A 17008-nucleotide genomic window follows, 5' to 3' on the forward strand; every position below is an offset into this window, starting at 1 on the left:
ACCGTCCCGGTCACCCCGTGACTCCTCAGGCGGGCCGGATGTTCATGTTGTGCTGGAACACGTTCGCCGGGTCGCAGGCGGACTTGATCTCGCGCAGCCGCTGGTAGTCGGCCGCGGTGTAGGCGGTCTCGACGGCGGCCGGGTCGTGCAGGAAGTTCAGGAACGAGCCGCCCGTCGCGTGCGGCCAGAGGCTCGACGCGGCGCTCTCCGGACCGTCCACGGTGACCGAGAACGGCACGTCGCGGTGCCCGACCGGACCTGCTCCGGCGGCCGGTCGGGCCATCGCGCCGCCCCAGTACCGAACCTCGACGGCGTTCGCCGCGGAAGCCACGCCGATCACGGTGTCCACCAGTTCGTCCGAAACGGACGTGAACAGCTCGAAGTTGCGCGGTGCGGTGCCGGGAACGCTCGCCTGCGGGTAGGTCACCTCGGCGAACGTGTCCCGCACGGGCGCACCCGGCCACAGCGGACGCAACGCGCGCCGGGCCTCGCCCTCGTCACCGAGGTAGGTCGCCCGCACCGCCACGTAGCCGCCGAACAGCGCGATCGTGCAGGTCAGCTCGTCCGGCATGACCGGCGCGTAGTCGCGGTACGCGGTGAGCAGCGCGGCCGCGTGGGAGATCGGGAACAGCGCCTGCCCGGCGAAGACCTCGGCGACCGGGTGCAGCCTGATCTCCAGCGACGTCGTCACGCCGAAGTTGCCACCGCCGCCGCGCACCGCCCAGAACAGGCCGGGGTTGCGGTCGGGGGTCGCCGTCACCAGGTCACCCGCGGCGGTGACGACGTCGGCGCGCAGCAGGTTGTCCGCGCCGAAGCCGTGCTTGCGCGACAACGAACCCAGCCCGCCGCCCATCGTGAAGCCGGCGACGCCGACCGTCGGCGACGAGCCGGACACCGGCGCCAGCCCGAACGGCGCGGCAGCGGCCAGCACGTCACCCCACACCGCGCCGGCGCCGACCTTGGCGATCCGGCGGTCCGGGTCGACCAGCACCGTCCGCATCCGGGTCGTCTTCAGCAGCAGGCCGCCGTCGGACGGGACGTGCGTGCCGTGCCCGGTGGACTGCACCGCGACCGGCAGGTCGTGCACCCGTGCCCAGGCCACGGCGGCTCGCACGTCCGCGGCGCTGGTCGCCTCGGCGATGACCCACGGGTGGGCGTCGAAGGACGGGTTGAGCGACGCGCGCTGGGTGTCGTACTCGTCGTCACCGGGACGGTGCACCGGTCCGCGCACGAGGCGGCTCAGGTCGGCGACGGGCCGGGCGATCAGCTGCTGGTTCATCGGCGTGGCCTTCCTCGTAGGTGCGCTCACCCCTGCGTCGAACGGACGCGCGCCGGATCGACACGACGAGCCGAACTCCCCGGACGTGACCCGAGTGCGCCGAACGCGCTAACCCGCCTGCGCGCATTGGGGAATAACCGGCAACCGTTTAAATCCTTCGGCTGGTGTGAACACGTCAACCGGCTTGGTGAGATTTCCTTGCGCGGCCCCCGACTTGTGCATCCCTGCTGCTTGAGCGGGCCGCAAATGGAGGAATTCATGCGGAGGGCGCATGCTGTCGCAACCGCTCTGGCCGGTTTGCTGGCGGCAGGAACAATCGCAACACCGTTAGCCCAAGCGGAGCCTGTCAATTCGCAACTGGCGGCCGTGTCCGAGACCGTCTACGTCGAGTCCGCGATGGACAGCGACAGCGACGGGCAGAAGGACCGGATCGCCGCGGACGTCATGCGGCCGGACTCGGGCGCCAAGGTGCCCGTGGTCATGGAAGCCAGCCCCTACTACGGACTCGGTGCCGCGGCGAAGGCCCAGCGGGACGTGCCGCGCGGGTTCAAGCGCTGGTACGACGAGTACTTCGTGCCGCGCGGCTACGCCGTCGTCGAGGTGGAGATGCAGGGCACGTCCCGTTCCACGGGCTGCCCGACCACCGGCGGCCCCGAGGACACCGCGAGCGTGCGCGCGGTGGTGGACTGGCTCAACGGTCGCGCGAAGGCGTTCTACGCCGACGGACGGCCCGCGACCGCGACCTGGAGCACCGGCAACGTCGGCATGCTCGGCGTGTCCTACAACGGCACCCTGCCCAACGCGGCCGCGGCGGCCGCGATCCCCGGCGTGAAGACGATCGTCCCGATCGCGGCGATCTCCAGCTGGTACGACTACTCCCGCGACCAGGGCATCGGCTACAGCGGACACACCAGCAACTACCCGCGCTACCTCGCCAACTACGTGATCAGCGCCGAGCAGAAGGCCAAGTGCGCACCGGTGATGGACCGGCTCGTGCGCGAGGACGGCGACGAGACCTACGACTACACGTCGTTCTGGAAGACCCGCGACTACAAGCAGACCGTTGGCAACGTGTCCGCGTCGGTGTTCGTGGTGCACGGCCAGGCCGACTGGAACGTCAAGACGTCGCACTTCGGCCGCTGGTGGAGCGAACTGGCCAAGCGCAACGTGCCGCGCAAGATCTGGCTGCACCGCGGCGGGCACCTCGACCCCATCGGGTTCCGGCAGGCCGAGTGGCAGCGCGTCATGGGCCTGTGGATGGACTACTGGCTCAAGGGCGTCGACAACGGGATCATGCGCGAGCCGATGGCCGACGTCCAGCGCCCCAACGGCAGCTGGGAGCAGTACGCGAACTGGCCGCAGCCCGGCACGAAGGACACCACGCTGTTCCTCGGACCGGCTGCGGGCGGGTTCTCGGGATCGCTGACGGCGACGCCCACCGGCACCGGGCAGACGCAGCAGCTCGCCAACAACACCAACCTGTCCGAGTCCGCCATGATGGCCAACCCGGAGACCGCCACCGCGGGACGGCTGGCCTACGTCACCGCACCGCTGAGCCAACCGGCCAAGCTGTCCGGTGAGGTCAGGGTGACCACCAGGATCGCGTCGAACCGGGCATCGGTCCCGCTCACCGCGCTGCTGGTGGACTACGGACCGGGCACGCAGCGGGTGATGACCGACCGTTCCCCGATCGAGCTGTCCACGGAGACCTGCACCCAGGCCGATCTCCGCGACCGCACCGGGTGCGCCCGGCCCGCGGCCGTCTCGGTGCGGGCCGTCACGGCGACGATGCTGTCGAAGGGCACCATCGACGCCAAGAACCGCAACTCGCTCGAGGTCGCGACTCCGGTGCCCACCGGCGGAACCGTGGACGTGACCTGGCGGATGCACCCGAAGGACTTCGTCATCCCGGCGGGTCACCGGATCGGCATCGTCATCGTCACCAACCACACCGGCTACGTCGGTGCGGACAGCGCGGCGGCCGGTGGCCTGCTGAACGTCTCGCTCGGCGTCAGCAAGGTCGTGCTGCCGGTGGTCGGCGGTGCAGTGATCACTTAGCGGGAACCGGTGTGGTCCACGCGCCCCGAGCACGTGGACCACACCTCGCTGGTTGGCTCTAGTTGGGTCGGGTGCCGAGCACGTCGGCGACCCCGGTCGTGGTGGCACTGGACTGGCGGACCGTGCCCTTGCTCAGCACGCCGTCCACCGCGACGACCTCGCGCCAGCCGATGAACGCGCCGTCGGCCGGGTTGATGATGATCTCCTGGAAGTCCTCGCCGACGCGGATGCCGAGCGCCATGCCCTCGGCGCCGTCCAGGTTGGCCCTGTTGTCGGTGATCTGGATGCCTGCCGCGTTGGCGAGCGCGCGGTACAGGAGCGCCCGCTGGGCCGCGGGGATGCGGCCGCTGGTCAGCGCGTCCCTGACGAGGGTGAGCGCACCGGCGTCGCCGTTGCGGCCGTCCGCGACCAGGCGCCGGTAGAGTTCCTTCGGGTCGGTGGGCAGCGCCGCGAGGAACTCGGGCGTGGGGTTGTTCCAGCCCCCGTGCGTGCAGCGGTCCGGGGTGTCGGCCGAGAAGTACCCGAAGTTGCCGCAGCGTGCGCGGAACTCGCCGTTGCGGCCGCCGTTGCCGGGCGGCGTGCCGGTGCCCTCGTGGCCGGGCAGCCACTCGGTCGGGCCGTCGTCGACCTGACGCTCCATCCACTCCTGGCGCGGATCGGTGGGGATCCACGCCTCGTTCAGCACACCGCTGGCGTAGGCCTCGTCGGTGCCCCAGCTCAGGGTGATGCCCCGGTAGCGGCTGCGGACGTAGCGGTACTGCGACGGCGAGAGCAGCTGGTCGGACACGCCTGCCGCGAGGTCGGCGGCGCGGTTGAGCGACTCGGCGGCCGTCGCGGTCGAGCTCGGGCCGTTGCCGGTGAAATCGACCGTCTGCAGCACGAGGCCGCCCGCGCTCAGCACCGCGACGGCCGCTGCGGCCACGAGCCACGGCGTGCGGCGCTTCGGCGCCTGCCTGTGAATGCGCAGTGCCGTGGCGAGTTCGAGCTTGCCCTTCGCGACGTCCACTTCGGACAACGTCGGCTCGTCGGCGACGGCGTGGCCGAGTGCCGCGTCGAGCAGCTGGTCGAGTGACTGGTCACGCATGGTTCTCCCCCTTGGTGTCGGTCTCGGCGATGCGGGTGCGCAGACGGGCCCGCGCGCGGTGCAGCCTGGTGCGCACCGTGGCGACCGGGACGTCCAGCGCGACCGCGATCTCGGCGGGCGCGAGCTCCGCCCACGCGGTGAGCAGCAGCACCTCGCGTTCCTCGATCCGCAGGTCGGCCAGCCAGCCGGTCAGCGGCCCCGCCAGCAGCGCCGCGTCGGCCACCGCGGTGGCCTGGTCACCGATGTCGGCCACGTCGGTCCGGGCGGTGTGCTCCCGGCTCCACGCCCGCAGCTTGCGCTCCTCCGAACGCACGTGTCTGCGGAGCAGGTTCGTGGCCACCCCGTAGAGCCAGGCCCGCGCCGCGTCGGCGGCGAACGGCTGGCCCGCGCGCTGGTCCCACAGCACCAGGAACGCCTCGGAGACCACGTCCTGCGCGGCGTCGGCGCCCACGCGCCTGGCCACGTAGCGGTGCAGCCTCGCGGCGGTCGACTCGTACAGCGTCAGCAGCGAGTCCTCGTCCAGCACCGGCGGTGCCGGTGGTCGTATCGGCGTCATCGGCGCCACGTCGCTTCGCACACCGGTTCCTGCCCGCGCCTGCCCCCCGCGTTCCCGGCGTGTGGTCACCGCCACATCATCGAGGGGACTCCGGGAAACCGCCGCGCGTACCGTCGGGGTGGACTCGGAGGGGGAATCTTGACCGCAGGCTTCATCCGGCACGTGCGGCTCGCGCCCGACGCGGACACCGGCCGGTACCCGTTCACGCTGCCGGTGGTCCGCTCGCTGGTCGGCGAGGAGCTCGAGCTCGACCCCGGCGTCACGTTCCTGGTCGGCGACAACGGTGCGGGCAAGTCCACTCTGGTCGAAGCGCTCGCCGTGGCCGCCGGGTTCAACGCGGAGGGCGGCTCACGCTCGTTCCGCTTCGCCACGCGCGCGACCGAGTCGAGCCTCGGCGACGATCTGATCGTCCAATGGGGACTCCGCAAGCCGCGCAACGGCTTCTTCCTGCGCGCCGAGTCGTTCTACAACGTGGCGTCCGAGATCGAACGGCTGGACGTGGTCGACGCGTACGGCGGCCGTTCGCTGCACGAGAAGTCGCACGGCGAGGCGTTCCTCGCGCTCGTCACCCACCGCTTCGGCCCGAACGGGCTCTACCTGCTCGACGAACCGGAAGCCGCGCTGTCACCCCGCGGCTGTCTCGCGCTCATCGCCCGCATCGCCGAACTGGTCGAGCAGGGCAGCCAGTTCGTCATCGCCACGCACTCCCCGATCGTGCTGGCCGTGCCGGGCGCGCGCATCCTGCAGATCGACGCGGACGGCGCGATCGAACGCGTCGAGTACGACGAGGCGGAACCCGTCGCGATGACGCGCGGCTTCCTCGCCGACCCGAACCGCTTCCTGCGGCACCTGGTCGGCTGACGTCTGTCTGCCTAGGTTGGTCGCACGTGGCCACCCCGGGAGGTAGTCGTGCTGGGTCTGGAACTCGTCGTCGTGCTGGGCGTGTGCGTGCTGGTGTGCAGCGCGGTGGCCGGTCGGCTGCGCGTCGCTCCACCCGTCCTGCTCGTGTTCTGCGGCGCTGCGCTGGGCTTCGTGCCCGCGTTGCGGGTGATCAGCCTGCCGCCGGAGGTGATGCTGCTGCTGTTCCTGCCGGCGCTGCTGTACTGGGAGAGCCTGACCACGTCGCTGCGCGAGATCCGCAGCAACCTGCGGCCGATCGTGCTGCTCAGCACCGGTCTCGTGGTCGCGACGGCCGGTGCGGTGGCGTGGGTGGCGCACGGACTCGGCCTGGACTGGGGGCCGGCGTGGGTGCTCGGCGCGGCGGTCGCACCCACGGACGCGACGGCTGTGGGCGTGATCGCGCGAGGGCTGCCCCGCCGCACGATGACCATCCTGCGCGCGGAGAGCCTGATCAACGACGGCACGGCGCTGGTGATCTACGGGATCGCCGTCGGCGTGACGATGGGCGAGCTCCAGCTCAGCACGGGTCAGGTCGCCTGGCGCCTGCTGCTCGCCTACGCGGGCGGCGCACTGGCCGGGTTGCTCGTCGCGTGGCTGGCGGTGCAGGTGCGGCGGCGGCTCGACAACCCGGTGCACGAGAACGTGGTCAGCGTGCTGACGCCGTTCACCGCGTTCCTGGCCGCCGAAGTGGTGCACGGATCCGGTGTGCTCGCGGTCGTGATCTGCGGCCTGGCGCTGAGCCAGATCGGCCCGCGCCTGATCCGCGCCGACACCCGCCAGCAGGCCGAGGCGTTCTGGCGCCTGGCCACGTTCCTGCTCAACGGCGCCCTGTTCGTCCTCATCGGACTCCAGGCGCACGGCGCGGTGCGCGACCTGACGACCGCCGAGGTCGGCGGCGCGCTCGGCGCGATCGCACTGGTGTCCGCCGCCGTCATCGGCACGCGATGGGCGTGGAGCTACACGACTCCGTACATCATCAGAGCGCTCGACCGCCGTCCGCAGCAACGACTGCGCCGCGTCGGCGCCCGCCAGCGCAGCGTCAGCGCGGTGTGCGGTTTCCGCGGCGCCGTCTCGCTCGCCGCGGCACTCGCCGTGCCCGAGATGACCAACAACGGCACCCCGTTCCCCGGCCAGCACCAGATCGTCCTGATCACCTCGGGCGTCGTCGTGGTGACACTGGTGCTCCAGGCGCTCGCGCTCCCGTTCGTCGTGCGCTGGGCACACCTGCCCGCCGACACAGAGCTGGACGAGGAGCGCAGGCTGGCCGAGGCCACCGCGTCGGAGGCCGCGTTCGAGGCACTCCCCCGCCTCGCCGCCGAGCTCGGCGTCAGCGAGCCGGTGGTCACCAGGGTGCGCGCCGAGTACGACCACCACCTCGAGGTGGTGCGCGCCAACCCGGACACCGACGATCCGCTGCGGCGCGCCGAGGCCGAGTACTCGGCGCTGCGGCTGGAGCTGATCGCGCACAAGCGCGCCACCGTCGTGCGGCTGCGCGACGAACGCACCATCGACGACACCGTGCTGCGCCTCATCCAGGCCAAGCTGGACGTGGAAGAGGTCCGCCTGTCCCGACGTGAGGTGGACGACTAGCTCCTAGGATGACCGCATGACCGAGACGGCGAAGCCCCGGCGTCCCGGCGCGCGGATCGAAGAAGTCGCCCGCGTGGCCGGGGTGTCGAAGTCGACCGTCTCGCGGGTCATCAACGGCGAGCCGTACGTCAGCGCCAAGGCTCGCGACGCGGTGCACGAGGCGATCGCGAACCTCGGGTACAGCCCGAACCAGGCGGCCCGCTCACTGGCGGGCAACCGGGCGAACGCGATCGCGCTGCTGGTGTCCGAGCAGGGCAGCCGGGTGCTGAGCGACCCGTTCTTCGCCGGCGTGCTCCGCGGTGTGCACGCCGAGCTCGCCGGGCGGCACATGCAGCTGCTGATGATGATGAGCCAGCCGGAGGACGTCGAGGACCTCGTCGCCTACCTCGGCAGCGGCCACGTCGACGGCGCGCTGCTGATCAGCCTGCACGGCGACGACCCGCTGCTCGGGCGGCTGCACGAGATCGGCCTGCCACTGGTGGTCGGCGGCAGGCCGCTCAGCACGACACCCGTGCCGTTCGTCGACGCGGACAACTTCAACGGCGCGCTCGAGGCCGCGCGCCACCTGGTCTCCCTCGGGCGCAAGAGGATCGCGACGATCGCGGGCCCGAGCGACATGGCGGTCGGCGCGGATCGGCTCAGCGGCTGGCGGCGCGGGCTCGGTGAGGCCAGGCTGGCCGCGGATCTGGCCGTGCACAGCGACTTCACGCCCGAGGGCGGTGCCCGCGCGATGGACGAGCTGCTCGGCAGGGCGCCCGATCTCGACGCGGTCTTCGTCGCGGCCGACATCATGGCGCTCGGCGCGTTGCAGGTGCTGCACGCTCGGGGCATCCGGATCCCCGAGGACGTCGCGGTCGTCGGGTTCGACGACTCCGTGCTGGCGTCGACGGCGACGCCACCGCTGACCACCGTCCGGCAGGACGTCGAACAGCTGGGCCGCACGATGACCTGGCGGCTGCTGGCCGAGCTGGCCGGGGAGGACGGGCTGCCACCATCGCTGCTCCTGCCCACCTCGCTGGTACGTCGCACGAGCGCCTGACTCTGGGACCGTTCCCAGAAATCGACCCGGACGGCAGAGTCGCCCTGCGGTTTCACCCCTTGACACCCTCGAATGACCGGAGTCACACTCCTCCACGTCTGGGAGCGCTCCCAGAATCTGCCTGCCGAGACCAGAGGAGTTCTCCGTGCGACCACGCCGTTGGGTCAGCGTGCTGGTCTGTGCCGCCGCCGCGTCCGCCGCCGTCACCGCCTGCGGTTCGGGCGGGGCGAGCCAGACCGCCGACGGACGGACCGAGCTGACCATCGCCACCTTCAACGAGTTCGGCTACGAAGGCCTGTTCTCCGAGTACGAGGCCGCCCACCCGGACATCAAGATCACCCAGCGCAAGACGGGACAGGGCGGGCCGCACCACCAGAACCTGTTCACCAAGCTGGGCGCCGGATCCGGGCTCGCCGACGTCGAGGCCGTCGAGGAGGGCTACCTGAGCCAGGTCATGGCGAAGGCGAGCCAGTTCAACGACCTCAAGGAGATCGGCCCGAAGGACCTCTCCACGAACCGCTGGCTCGACTGGAAGACCGCCGCCGCGACCACCAGGGACGGCAAGCTGATCGGCTACGGCACGGACATCGGGCCGCTGGCGATGTGCTACCGCAAGGACCTGTTCGACAAGGCCGGTCTGCCGTCGGACCCGGAGGCGGTCAAGGCGCTCTTCGCCACGTGGGAGAGCTACTTCGCGGCCGGTGAGCAGTTCACCGCCCGCTCCGGTGGCGTCGCCTGGTTCGACAACGCCGCGCAGATCTTCAACGCCATGCACAACCAGCACGAGGTCGGCTACTTCGACAAGTCCGACAACCTGGTCGTCGAGACGAACCCGGACATCAGGAAGGACTGGGACGCCGTCACGTCGGCCGTCGCGAAGGGGCAGTCCGCGAAGCTGGTCGCGTTCAGCCCCGAGTGGAACACCGGGTTCAAGACCGGCGCGTTCGCCACGAAGACGTGCCCGTCGTGGATGCTCGGCGTGATCGAGAGCCAGGCGGGCCCGGAGAACAAGGGCAAGTGGGCCGTCACCGACGCGTTCCCGGACGGCGGCGGCAACTGGGGCGGCTCGTACCTGACCGTGCCGAGGCAGGGCAAGAACACGACCAAGGCCGCCGAGCTCGCCGCCTGGCTGACCGCGCCGGAACAGCAGATCAAGGCGTTCCAGGCCAAGGGCACGTTCCCCAGCCAGGTCGACGCGCTGAAGTCGCCCGCGCTGCTGGAGCAGACGAACCCCTACTTCGGCGACGTGAAGGCGGGCGCGCTGTTCGCCGCGCAGGCGGGGAAGGTCGCCGCCGCGCAGTACAAGGGCCCGGCCGACGGGCAGCTCCAGGAGAACGTGTTCAGCCCGGCGCTGCAGTCCGTCGAACAGGGCAAGAACGCCGGTGAGGCGTGGCTGACCGCGGTCGAGGGTGCCGAGAAGGCAGCCAAGTGACCGTCGTGCTGACACCGGTGGACCGCGGGCGGGCGGAGGAGGCCCGCCCGCGGCCCCCGCGACGGCATCGTCTGTCCGCATTGGACACGAAGGTGTCGCCGTACCTCTTCGTCGCGCCGTTCTTCGTCCTGTTCGCCGCGATCGGCCTGTTCCCGTTGCTGTACACGGCTTACGTGTCGCTGTTCGACTGGGAGCTCGGCGCGGACGACCCGGCGTTCATCGGCGTCGAGAACTACACGACGCTCGTCGGGGACGAGCAGTTCTGGAACGCGCTGTTCAACACGTTCAGCATCTTCGTGCTCTCCAGCGGACCGCAGATCATCATCGCCGTGCTGCTCGCGGCACTGCTCAACGCGAACCTGCGCGCCCGCACCGCGTGGCGGATGGGCGTGCTGCTCCCCTACGTCGCCAGCCTCGTCGCGCTGACGATCATCTTCGGCACCCTGTTCGGGCCGCAGTACGGCCTGGTGAACGAGGTGCTCACCGCGGTCGGCATCGGGCCGGTCGACTGGCAGGCCGACACGTTCGGCAGCCACCTCGCCATCGCCTCCATGGTCAACTGGCGGTGGACCGGCTACAACGCGCTGATCGTGCTGGCGGCGATGCAGGCCATCCCGCGCGAGGTGCACGAGGCCGCACTCGTCGACGGCGCGGGCGCGCTGCGGCGGTTCTTCAGCATCACGCTGCCGATGCTGCGTCCGACGATCATCTTCGTCGTGGTCACGTCGACCATCGGCGGTCTGCAGATCTTCACCGAGCCCAAGCTGTTCGACCCGTCCGGCGGCAGCGGCGGCGGCGCGGAGAACCAGTACCAGACGGTCGTGCTCTACCTGTACCAGTCCGCGTTCCAGAGCTTCGACCTCGGCTACGCCTCCGCGATCGCCTGGGTGCTGTTCCTCGTCGTGATCGTGATCGCGGGCCTCAACTTCCTGCTCACCAGGCGGCTCGCGTCGACGTCGTCGGAGGTGCGGCGATGACCCGCAGGCCCTCGTTCACCGTCTACGGCCTGCTGGCCGCGTTCGTGCTCGGGTCGGCGTTCCCGTTCTACTGGTCGTTCCTGGTGGCCAGCCGGGACAACAGCGCGCTCACCGGCGACTTCACGCTGGTCCCCGGCGGCAACTTCCTGCGCAACGCGTCGCGGGTGGTCGACACCATCCCGTTCTGGAAGGCGCTGGGCAACAGCATCATCGTCTCCGGCACGGTCACGATCTCCGTGGTGCTGCTGTCGAGCCTCGCCGGGTTCGCCTTCGCCAAGCTGCGGTTCCGCGGCCGCGGCGCGCTGCTGCTGTTCGTGATCGCGACGCTCGCCGTGCCGACGCAGCTCGGCATCATCCCGCTGTACATGGCGATGGCGGAGTTCGGCTGGGCGGGCGAGCTCGAGGCCGTGATCGTGCCCAACCTGGTGACCGCGTTCGGGGTCTTCTGGATGCGCCAGTACCTCGTGGACGCGGTGCCGGACGAGCTGGTCGAGGCCGCGCGGATGGACGGCTGCAGCCTGTGGCGGGTGTTCTGGCACGTCGGCCTGCCCGCCGCGCGGCCGGCAGCGGCCATGCTCGGTGTGTTCACGTTCATGCAGTCCTGGAACGACTTCCTGTGGCCACTGGTCGTGCTGAACGCCGACAACCCGACCATCCAGGTGGCGCTGGAGAAGCTGCAGAGCGGCTACTACGTCGACTACTCGCTCGTGCTCGCCGGGACCACGCTCGCCACGATCCCGGTGCTGCTCGTGTTCATCGTCCTCGGACGGCAGATCGTCGCCGGGATCATGCAGGGTGCCGTGAAGGGGTGAAGGTGGAGAGAATCGTTTTCCCGCAGGGTTTCCTCTGGGGAGCCGCGACCGCGGCGTTCCAGATCGAGGGAGCGACCACAGTGGACGGCCGAACGGACTCGATCTGGGACGCGTTCTGCCGGGTGCCCGGCGCGGTCGTCGGTGGCGACACCGGCGAACCGGCTGCCGACCACTACCGGCGGTTCGAGCAGGACGTGCGGATGATGGCCGACCTCGGGCTCAAGTCCTACCGGTTCTCCGTCGCGTGGCCGCGGGTGCGCCCGGACGGTGGCGCGGTGAACCAGGCCGGGCTCGACTTCTACCGGCGGCTGGTGGACACGTTGCTGGACAACGACATCCTGCCGTGGCCGACGCTCTACCACTGGGACCTGCCGCAGCGGCTCGAGGAAGCGGGTGGCTGGGCGGTGCGGGACACCGCGTACCGGTTCGCCGAGTACACCGCGTCGGTGGTGGCCGCGCTCGGCGACCGGGTTGGCACGTGGACCACGTTGAACGAGCCGTGGTGCTCGGCGTTCCTCGGCTACGCGGCGGGGATCCACGCGCCGGGCCGCACCGATCCGGCTGCCGCTGCCGCTGCCGTGCACCACCTGCTGCTCGGGCACGGACTCGCGGTCGGGGTGATCCGCGAGCTGGTCCCGTCCGCGCAGGTGGGCATCACGCTCAACATGTACCCGATCATCGCCGCCGACCCCGAGGCGTCGGACGTGGCGCGCAGGCTCGACGGTCTCCAGCAGCGGATCTTCCTCGACCCGCTGCTGCGCGGCTCCTACCCCGCCGACGTCGTGGCGGACCTGGCGCCGTACGGCTTCTCGGAGCACGTTCGCGACGGCGACCTGCGGGAGATCTCCGCGCCGATCGACATGCTGGGCGTCAACTACTACACCGAGCACTACGTCAGCGCGTCGCCGAACGGGGCGGCCGGGCCCTCGCCGTGGGTGGGTGTCGAGCACGTGTCGTTCCCGCGACGCGACGCGCAGCGAACCGACATGGACTGGGAGGTGCGGCCGGACGGCCTGACGTCGGTGCTGCTGCGGCTGCACGAGGAGTACCCGCGGCTGCCGCTCTACATCACGGAGAACGGGGCGGCGTTCCGCGACGAGGTCTCGGGTCAGGGCGTCGAGGACGCGGACCGGACCTCCTACCTCGCGTCGCACCTTCGAGCGGCGCACGCGGCGATCGCGGCCGGTGTGGACCTGCGCGGCTACTTCTGCTGGTCGCTCATGGACAACTTCGAGTGGGCAGAGGGGTACGCGAAGCGGTTCGGCATCGTGCACGTGGACTACGAGACCCAGGTGCGGACGCCCAAGATGAGTGCCAGGTGGTTCGCGCGGGTGGCGCGGGACAACGCACTGGTCGCGGTGCCGTGAGCGGCAGGCGCCCCGGCCCGCGGATCGAGGAGGTCGCCCGCGTGGCCGGGGTGTCGAAGTCGACCGTCTCCCGAGTGATCAACGGCGAGCGGCACGTCAGCGCGCGGTCCCGCGACGCCGTCCACCGCGCGATCGCCGGCCTCGGCTACCGCCCGAACCACGCCGCTCAGACGCTCGCGGGCAGCAGGGCCAACGCGATCGCGCTCGTGGTGTCCGAGCACGGCAGCCGGGTGCTCAGCGACCCGTTCTTCGCCGGCGTGCTGCGCGGTGTGCACGCCGAGCTCGCCGGGCAGCGCACGCAGTTGCTGCTGATGATGACCAGCCAGACGGACAACGGCGACCTGGTGGCCTACCTCGGTGGCGGCCACGTCGACGGCGCGCTGGTGGTCAGCCTGCACGGCGAGGACCCGCTGCCGCGGATGCTGCGCGACACCGGACTGCCGCTGGTGGTGTGCGGCCGCCCGCTGGCGGGCGACTGCGTCCCGTTCGTCGACGCCGACAACTTCAACGGCGCGCTGCTCGCCGCCCGGCACCTGATCTCACTGGGCCGCACCAGGATCGCGACGATCGCGGGACCTGCGGACATGGCCGTCGGCGCGGACAGGTTGAGCGGCTGGCGGCGCGGCCTCTCCTCGGCGGGCATCGCCGCGGACCTGGTGGTGCACGGCGACTTCACGCCGGAGAGCGGCGCGGTCGCCATGGCGCAGCTGCTCGATCGCGCACCGGACGTCGACGCGGTGTTCGTTGCGGCGGACATCATGGCGCTGGGCGCGTTGCAGGTGCTGCACGCGCGCGGGCGGCGGATTCCCGGCGACGTCGCGGTCGTCGGGTTCGACGACTCCGCCCTGGCATCGACCGCGGTGCCTCCGCTGACGACCGTCCGGCAGGACGTGGAGCAGCTCGGGCGCACGATGACGTGGCGCCTGCTGGCCGAGCTGGCAGGCGAGGACGGGCTGCCGCCGTCAGTGCTGCTGCCCACCTCACTCGTGCTCCGCTCCAGCGCCTGACAGGCTTGCGAACGGATCCGCGGGCTGCCACGCGACCGGCAGCACCACCTCGACGCCGTCGGCATCCGCCAGCGGCACCAGGTGCGCCATCGTGCGGTCGAGGTCGTCGACCAGGAACGGCAACGGGCGCAACGGCTTGTCCAGGGTCGTGAAGAAGTCGTCCCAGTGCACCAGCACGACCCGGCGTGCCCCGGTGGCGCGCACGACCTCGTCCCAGTAGGACTCGATGAACTCCGCGGGCTGCTTGCCGAGCATGCCGACACCGAGATAGACCACGTCGGCAAGCCGCCCGCGGAACATGCCCGGCCGGTAGTTGGCGCTGGCGTGCAGCAACACCGTCCCGCTTTCGTGCGAGATGAGGATCGAGTAGGCCGTGCCGGTCCGCCACGCCCCGCTCCTGGCAGGCGGGACGAGCGGCGCGTCGACCGTGCCGGGGTACCGGTCGCCGTGGCTGTGCACCGACTCGAGGAACGTCAGCTCGAAACCACCGTACGTCACGACGTCCCCGTCACCGACGACGCGCAACCGCTCCTCAGGCACGCCGAGCCCGCGTCCGATGTTCGCCGTGGACTCCGAACCGACCAGCTCGGCTCCCGTCAGCCCGGCCCACACCGGTGCGTCCAGCGCGTGGTCGTAGTGCGAGTGGACGCACATCACCGCGGCGATGTCCGGTGCGCCGAGGCGTTCGAACGCACCGCGGACCGCGGCCTCGTCGGGCGCGATCTTTCCGAGGCCAGTGCGCAGCAGGCCTGGGCGGGTGACGAAACCGTCGCTGAGGATCGCGGTGTGCTCGTCGCGCAACAGGAGCGAGCTCGTGCCGAGGAACCAGGCGGTCACCTCGGCTCCGGCTGCGACGGGCTGCTGGTTCGCATGCAGGCCCGGCCTGCTGAACGGGAACTTCACAGCGCACATCCCACCACGGGCCGCACGTCAATTCGGTCGGCCGTTCCGGCGCGCGCTGATAACGTTCCGCGGTTGGAAGGTGTTCGCGCGAAAGGAGAGCGGCGTGAGGTGCGCAGTCGAGTTCCCGAGTCATGTGGATCTCTCGACCGCACTGGAGCCGTTCGTCCATGCACCATCTGAACATCGGCATTCTCGCGCACATCGACGCCGGTAAGACCAGCCTCACCGAGCAGCTGCTGCACCACGCGGGCGTCATCGACCACGTGGGCCGGGTCGACACCGGCGACACGCAGACCGACTCGATGGACCTGGAACGCAGGCGCGGCATCACCATCCGCTCCGCCGTCGTGTCGTTCGTCGTCGGCGACACCCGGATCAACCTGATCGACACGCCCGGCCACCCCGACTTCATCTCCGAGGTCGAGCGCGCCCTGCGCGTGCTCGACGGCGTCGTCTTGGTCGTGTCCGCCGTGGAAGGCGTGCAGGCGCAGACCCGCGTGCTGATGCGCGCGCTCACCCGCCTACGCCTCCCGGTCGTGATCTTCGCGAACAAGATCGACCGCACCGGCGCCCGCGACACCGGCCTGCTGACCGAGCTCACCGACCGGCTCGGCGTGGCGTGCGTGCCGATGTCGTCAGTCGACGCCATCGGCACGGCCGCCGCCCGCACCCGGCCCGCGACGTCGTGGCCCGCCGAGATCTTGGCCGAACACAGCGACACGTTCCTGTCGGCCTACCTCTCCGACCGTCCCGTACCCGCCGAGGACTACCGAGCGGAGCTGGTCCGCCAGACCCGGCTAGGCCTGGTCGCACCGGTGTACTTCGGCTCGGCGCGGACCGGTGAAGGCGTCGCCGAACTGGCCACCGGCCTCCCCGAACTCCTCGCCACCACACCGGATCCGAGGCCCGAGCTGCGGGCGAGCGTGTTCAAGATCGAGCGCGGCCGGGCCCGCGAGAAGATCGCCTACGTCCGGGTGTTCTCCGGCTCCCTCGGCGCACGCGACCACGTGCAGGTGCACGGCGAGGTCACGTCCGAGGCGAAGGTGACCGCGGTGCGGGTGTTCGAGCACGGCGTGGACACAGTCGAAGCACGTGCGGAGACCGGCCAGATCGCGAAGGTCAGCGGCCTCAAGGACATCCGCATCGGCGACCACATCGGCGTCGCCGGCCGGGCCGACGCGGCGCACTTCCCGCCGCCCGGCCTGGAGACCGCGGTGCACCCGGCCAGCCCAGGCCTGTTCGCCGCTCTGCAGGAGCTGGCCGAGCAGGATCCCCTGATCACCGTGCGGCAGGACGACCACACGATCACCGTCCGCCTCTACGGCGAGGTGCAGAAGGAGGTCATCCGCGACCTGCTCGCCGAACAGCACGGCCTCACCATCGAGTTCGCCGACACGAGAACCATCTGCGTAGAACGCCCGACCGGCACCGGCACGTCGGTGTGGGAGATCGGCGACGGCCGCAACCCGCACTACGCGACACTGGGTCTGCGCGTAGCACCCGGCACCGGCCTCACGTTCGCACTGGAAGTCGAACTCGGCTCACTACCCCTGGCCTTCCACAAGGCGATCGAGGAGACCACGCACGCCGCACTCACACGCGGCCCGCTCGGCTGGGAGGTCGTCGACGTCGCGGTGACCGTGACGCACACCGGTTACCTCAGCCCGGTCAGCACCGCGGGCGACTTCCGCAAGGTCACCCCGCTGGCACTGCACGAGGCACTGCGGCGCGCGGGCACCGAGGTGCTCGAGCCGATCAGCCGCTTCGAGCTGGAACTGCCTGCCGACACCGTGCCAGCGACCCTGTCCCGCCTCGTCGAGCTGGGCGCCGTCGTCACCGAGTCCGCGATTCGCGGTGAACGGGCCGAGCTCGGCGGCACCGTGCCGACCGGGCAGGTGCACCGGTTCGGGCTGCAGCTGCCCGGTCTGTCCCGCGGTGAAGGCCTGCTGACGACCGAGGTGAGCGGCTACCGACCGGTGCAGAGTGCACCGGGGGCGTGAACAC

At 70.8% G+C, this 17008-nt stretch carries 14 protein-coding genes; 10 read left to right on the top strand and 4 right to left on the bottom strand.

Annotated elements, in window-relative coordinates; genetic code table 11:
* Positions 1 to 25 precede the first annotated feature (25 nt).
* A complete protein-coding gene (locus tag FKR81_RS00260; protein WP_146348824.1) occupies positions 26 to 1279 on the bottom strand; it encodes an FAD-binding oxidoreductase in 1254 nt (417 codons plus the stop codon).
* A 366-nt stretch (positions 1280 to 1645) separates the two neighbouring features.
* Here FKR81_RS00260 and FKR81_RS00265 point away from each other — a divergent pair, with 366 nt between their 5' ends.
* Positions 1646 to 3337 carry a CocE/NonD family hydrolase gene (locus tag FKR81_RS00265; protein ID WP_186762663.1) on the top strand — a complete coding sequence of 564 codons (1692 nt, stop codon included), beginning with the start codon at positions 1646 to 1648 and terminating at the stop codon, positions 3335 to 3337.
* A gap of 58 nt (positions 3338 to 3395) precedes the next feature.
* Here the strand turns inward: FKR81_RS00265 and FKR81_RS00270 are convergent, their stop codons facing one another.
* On the bottom strand, positions 3396 to 4421 hold the full coding sequence (locus tag FKR81_RS00270) for a CU044_5270 family protein (RefSeq protein WP_146348826.1): 1026 nt from the start codon (positions 4419 to 4421) through the stop codon (positions 3396 to 3398).
* Complete coding sequence (locus tag FKR81_RS00275) at positions 4414 to 4998, bottom strand: RNA polymerase sigma factor (protein ID WP_235921156.1); 585 nt, start codon at positions 4996 to 4998, stop codon at positions 4414 to 4416. The genes FKR81_RS00270 and FKR81_RS00275 overlap by 8 nt, the downstream gene beginning before the upstream one ends.
* Before the next feature lie 117 nt (positions 4999 to 5115).
* Here FKR81_RS00275 and FKR81_RS00280 point away from each other — a divergent pair, with 117 nt between their 5' ends.
* The 8 genes from FKR81_RS00280 (at position 5116) to FKR81_RS00315 (ending at position 14101) form a co-directional block, all read left to right on the top strand.
* Positions 5116 to 5838, top strand: a complete 723-nt coding sequence (locus FKR81_RS00280) for an AAA family ATPase (RefSeq protein ID WP_235921157.1) — start codon at positions 5116 to 5118, stop codon at positions 5836 to 5838.
* Between the two features lie 48 nt (positions 5839 to 5886).
* Positions 5887 to 7467, top strand: coding sequence for a Na+/H+ antiporter (locus tag FKR81_RS00285; protein ID WP_146348828.1), 1581 nt, complete (start codon positions 5887 to 5889; stop codon positions 7465 to 7467).
* Positions 7468 to 7483: 16 nt separating this feature from the next.
* Complete coding sequence (locus tag FKR81_RS00290; protein ID WP_146348829.1) at positions 7484 to 8506, top strand: LacI family DNA-binding transcriptional regulator; 1023 nt, start codon at positions 7484 to 7486, stop codon at positions 8504 to 8506.
* A 145-nt stretch (positions 8507 to 8651) separates the two neighbouring features.
* Positions 8652 to 9938 (top strand): ABC transporter substrate-binding protein, encoded by a 1287-nt coding sequence (locus FKR81_RS00295; protein ID WP_146348830.1) that lies wholly within the window; start codon positions 8652 to 8654, stop codon positions 9936 to 9938.
* On the top strand, positions 9935 to 10915 hold the full coding sequence (locus FKR81_RS00300) for a carbohydrate ABC transporter permease (protein ID WP_146348831.1): 981 nt from the start codon (positions 9935 to 9937) through the stop codon (positions 10913 to 10915). Before FKR81_RS00295 ends, FKR81_RS00300 begins: the two co-directional genes overlap by 4 nt.
* Positions 10912 to 11727, top strand: coding sequence for a carbohydrate ABC transporter permease (locus tag FKR81_RS00305; RefSeq protein ID WP_146348832.1), 816 nt, complete (start codon positions 10912 to 10914; stop codon positions 11725 to 11727). Before FKR81_RS00300 ends, FKR81_RS00305 begins: the two co-directional genes overlap by 4 nt.
* Positions 11728 to 11729: 2 nt before the next feature.
* Positions 11730 to 13094 (top strand): GH1 family beta-glucosidase, encoded by a 1365-nt coding sequence (locus tag FKR81_RS00310; RefSeq protein ID WP_235921161.1) that lies wholly within the window; start codon positions 11730 to 11732, stop codon positions 13092 to 13094.
* Positions 13091 to 14101 carry a LacI family DNA-binding transcriptional regulator gene (locus tag FKR81_RS00315; RefSeq protein ID WP_146348833.1) on the top strand — a complete coding sequence of 337 codons (1011 nt, stop codon included), beginning with the start codon at positions 13091 to 13093 and terminating at the stop codon, positions 14099 to 14101. Before FKR81_RS00310 ends, FKR81_RS00315 begins: the two co-directional genes overlap by 4 nt.
* Here the strand turns inward: FKR81_RS00315 and FKR81_RS00320 are convergent.
* Entirely contained in the window at positions 14075 to 15004 is a 930-nt protein-coding gene (locus FKR81_RS00320; protein ID WP_222598122.1) for an MBL fold metallo-hydrolase, read from the bottom strand. The two genes, FKR81_RS00315 and FKR81_RS00320, sit on opposite strands and share 27 nt — an antisense overlap.
* 167 nt (positions 15005 to 15171) lie before the next feature.
* On the opposite strand from FKR81_RS00320, the gene FKR81_RS00325 reads away from it, so the two are divergent.
* On the top strand, positions 15172 to 17004 hold the full coding sequence (locus FKR81_RS00325; protein WP_146348835.1) for an elongation factor G: 1833 nt from the start codon (positions 15172 to 15174) through the stop codon (positions 17002 to 17004).
* Positions 17005 to 17008 lie beyond the last annotated feature (4 nt).

Source organism: Lentzea tibetensis (assembly GCF_007845675.1).
Classification (GTDB): Bacteria; Actinomycetota; Actinomycetes; order Mycobacteriales; family Pseudonocardiaceae; genus Lentzea; species Lentzea tibetensis.

Excerpts from the sequence above, each read along its gene's own strand:
- FKR81_RS00325 (WP_146348835.1), top strand. The coding sequence starts at position 15,172 with ATGCACCATCTGAACATCGGCATTCTCGCGCACATCGACGCCGGTAAG.
- FKR81_RS00270 (WP_146348826.1), bottom strand. The coding sequence starts at position 4,421 with ATGCGTGACCAGTCACTCGACCAGCTGCTCGACGCGGCACTCGGCCAC.
- FKR81_RS00305 (WP_146348832.1), top strand. The coding sequence starts at position 10,912 with ATGACCCGCAGGCCCTCGTTCACCGTCTACGGCCTGCTGGCCGCGTTC.
- FKR81_RS00260 (WP_146348824.1), bottom strand. The coding sequence starts at position 1,279 with ATGAACCAGCAGCTGATCGCCCGGCCCGTCGCCGACCTGAGCCGCCTC.
- FKR81_RS00290 (WP_146348829.1), top strand. The coding sequence starts at position 7,484 with ATGACCGAGACGGCGAAGCCCCGGCGTCCCGGCGCGCGGATCGAAGAA.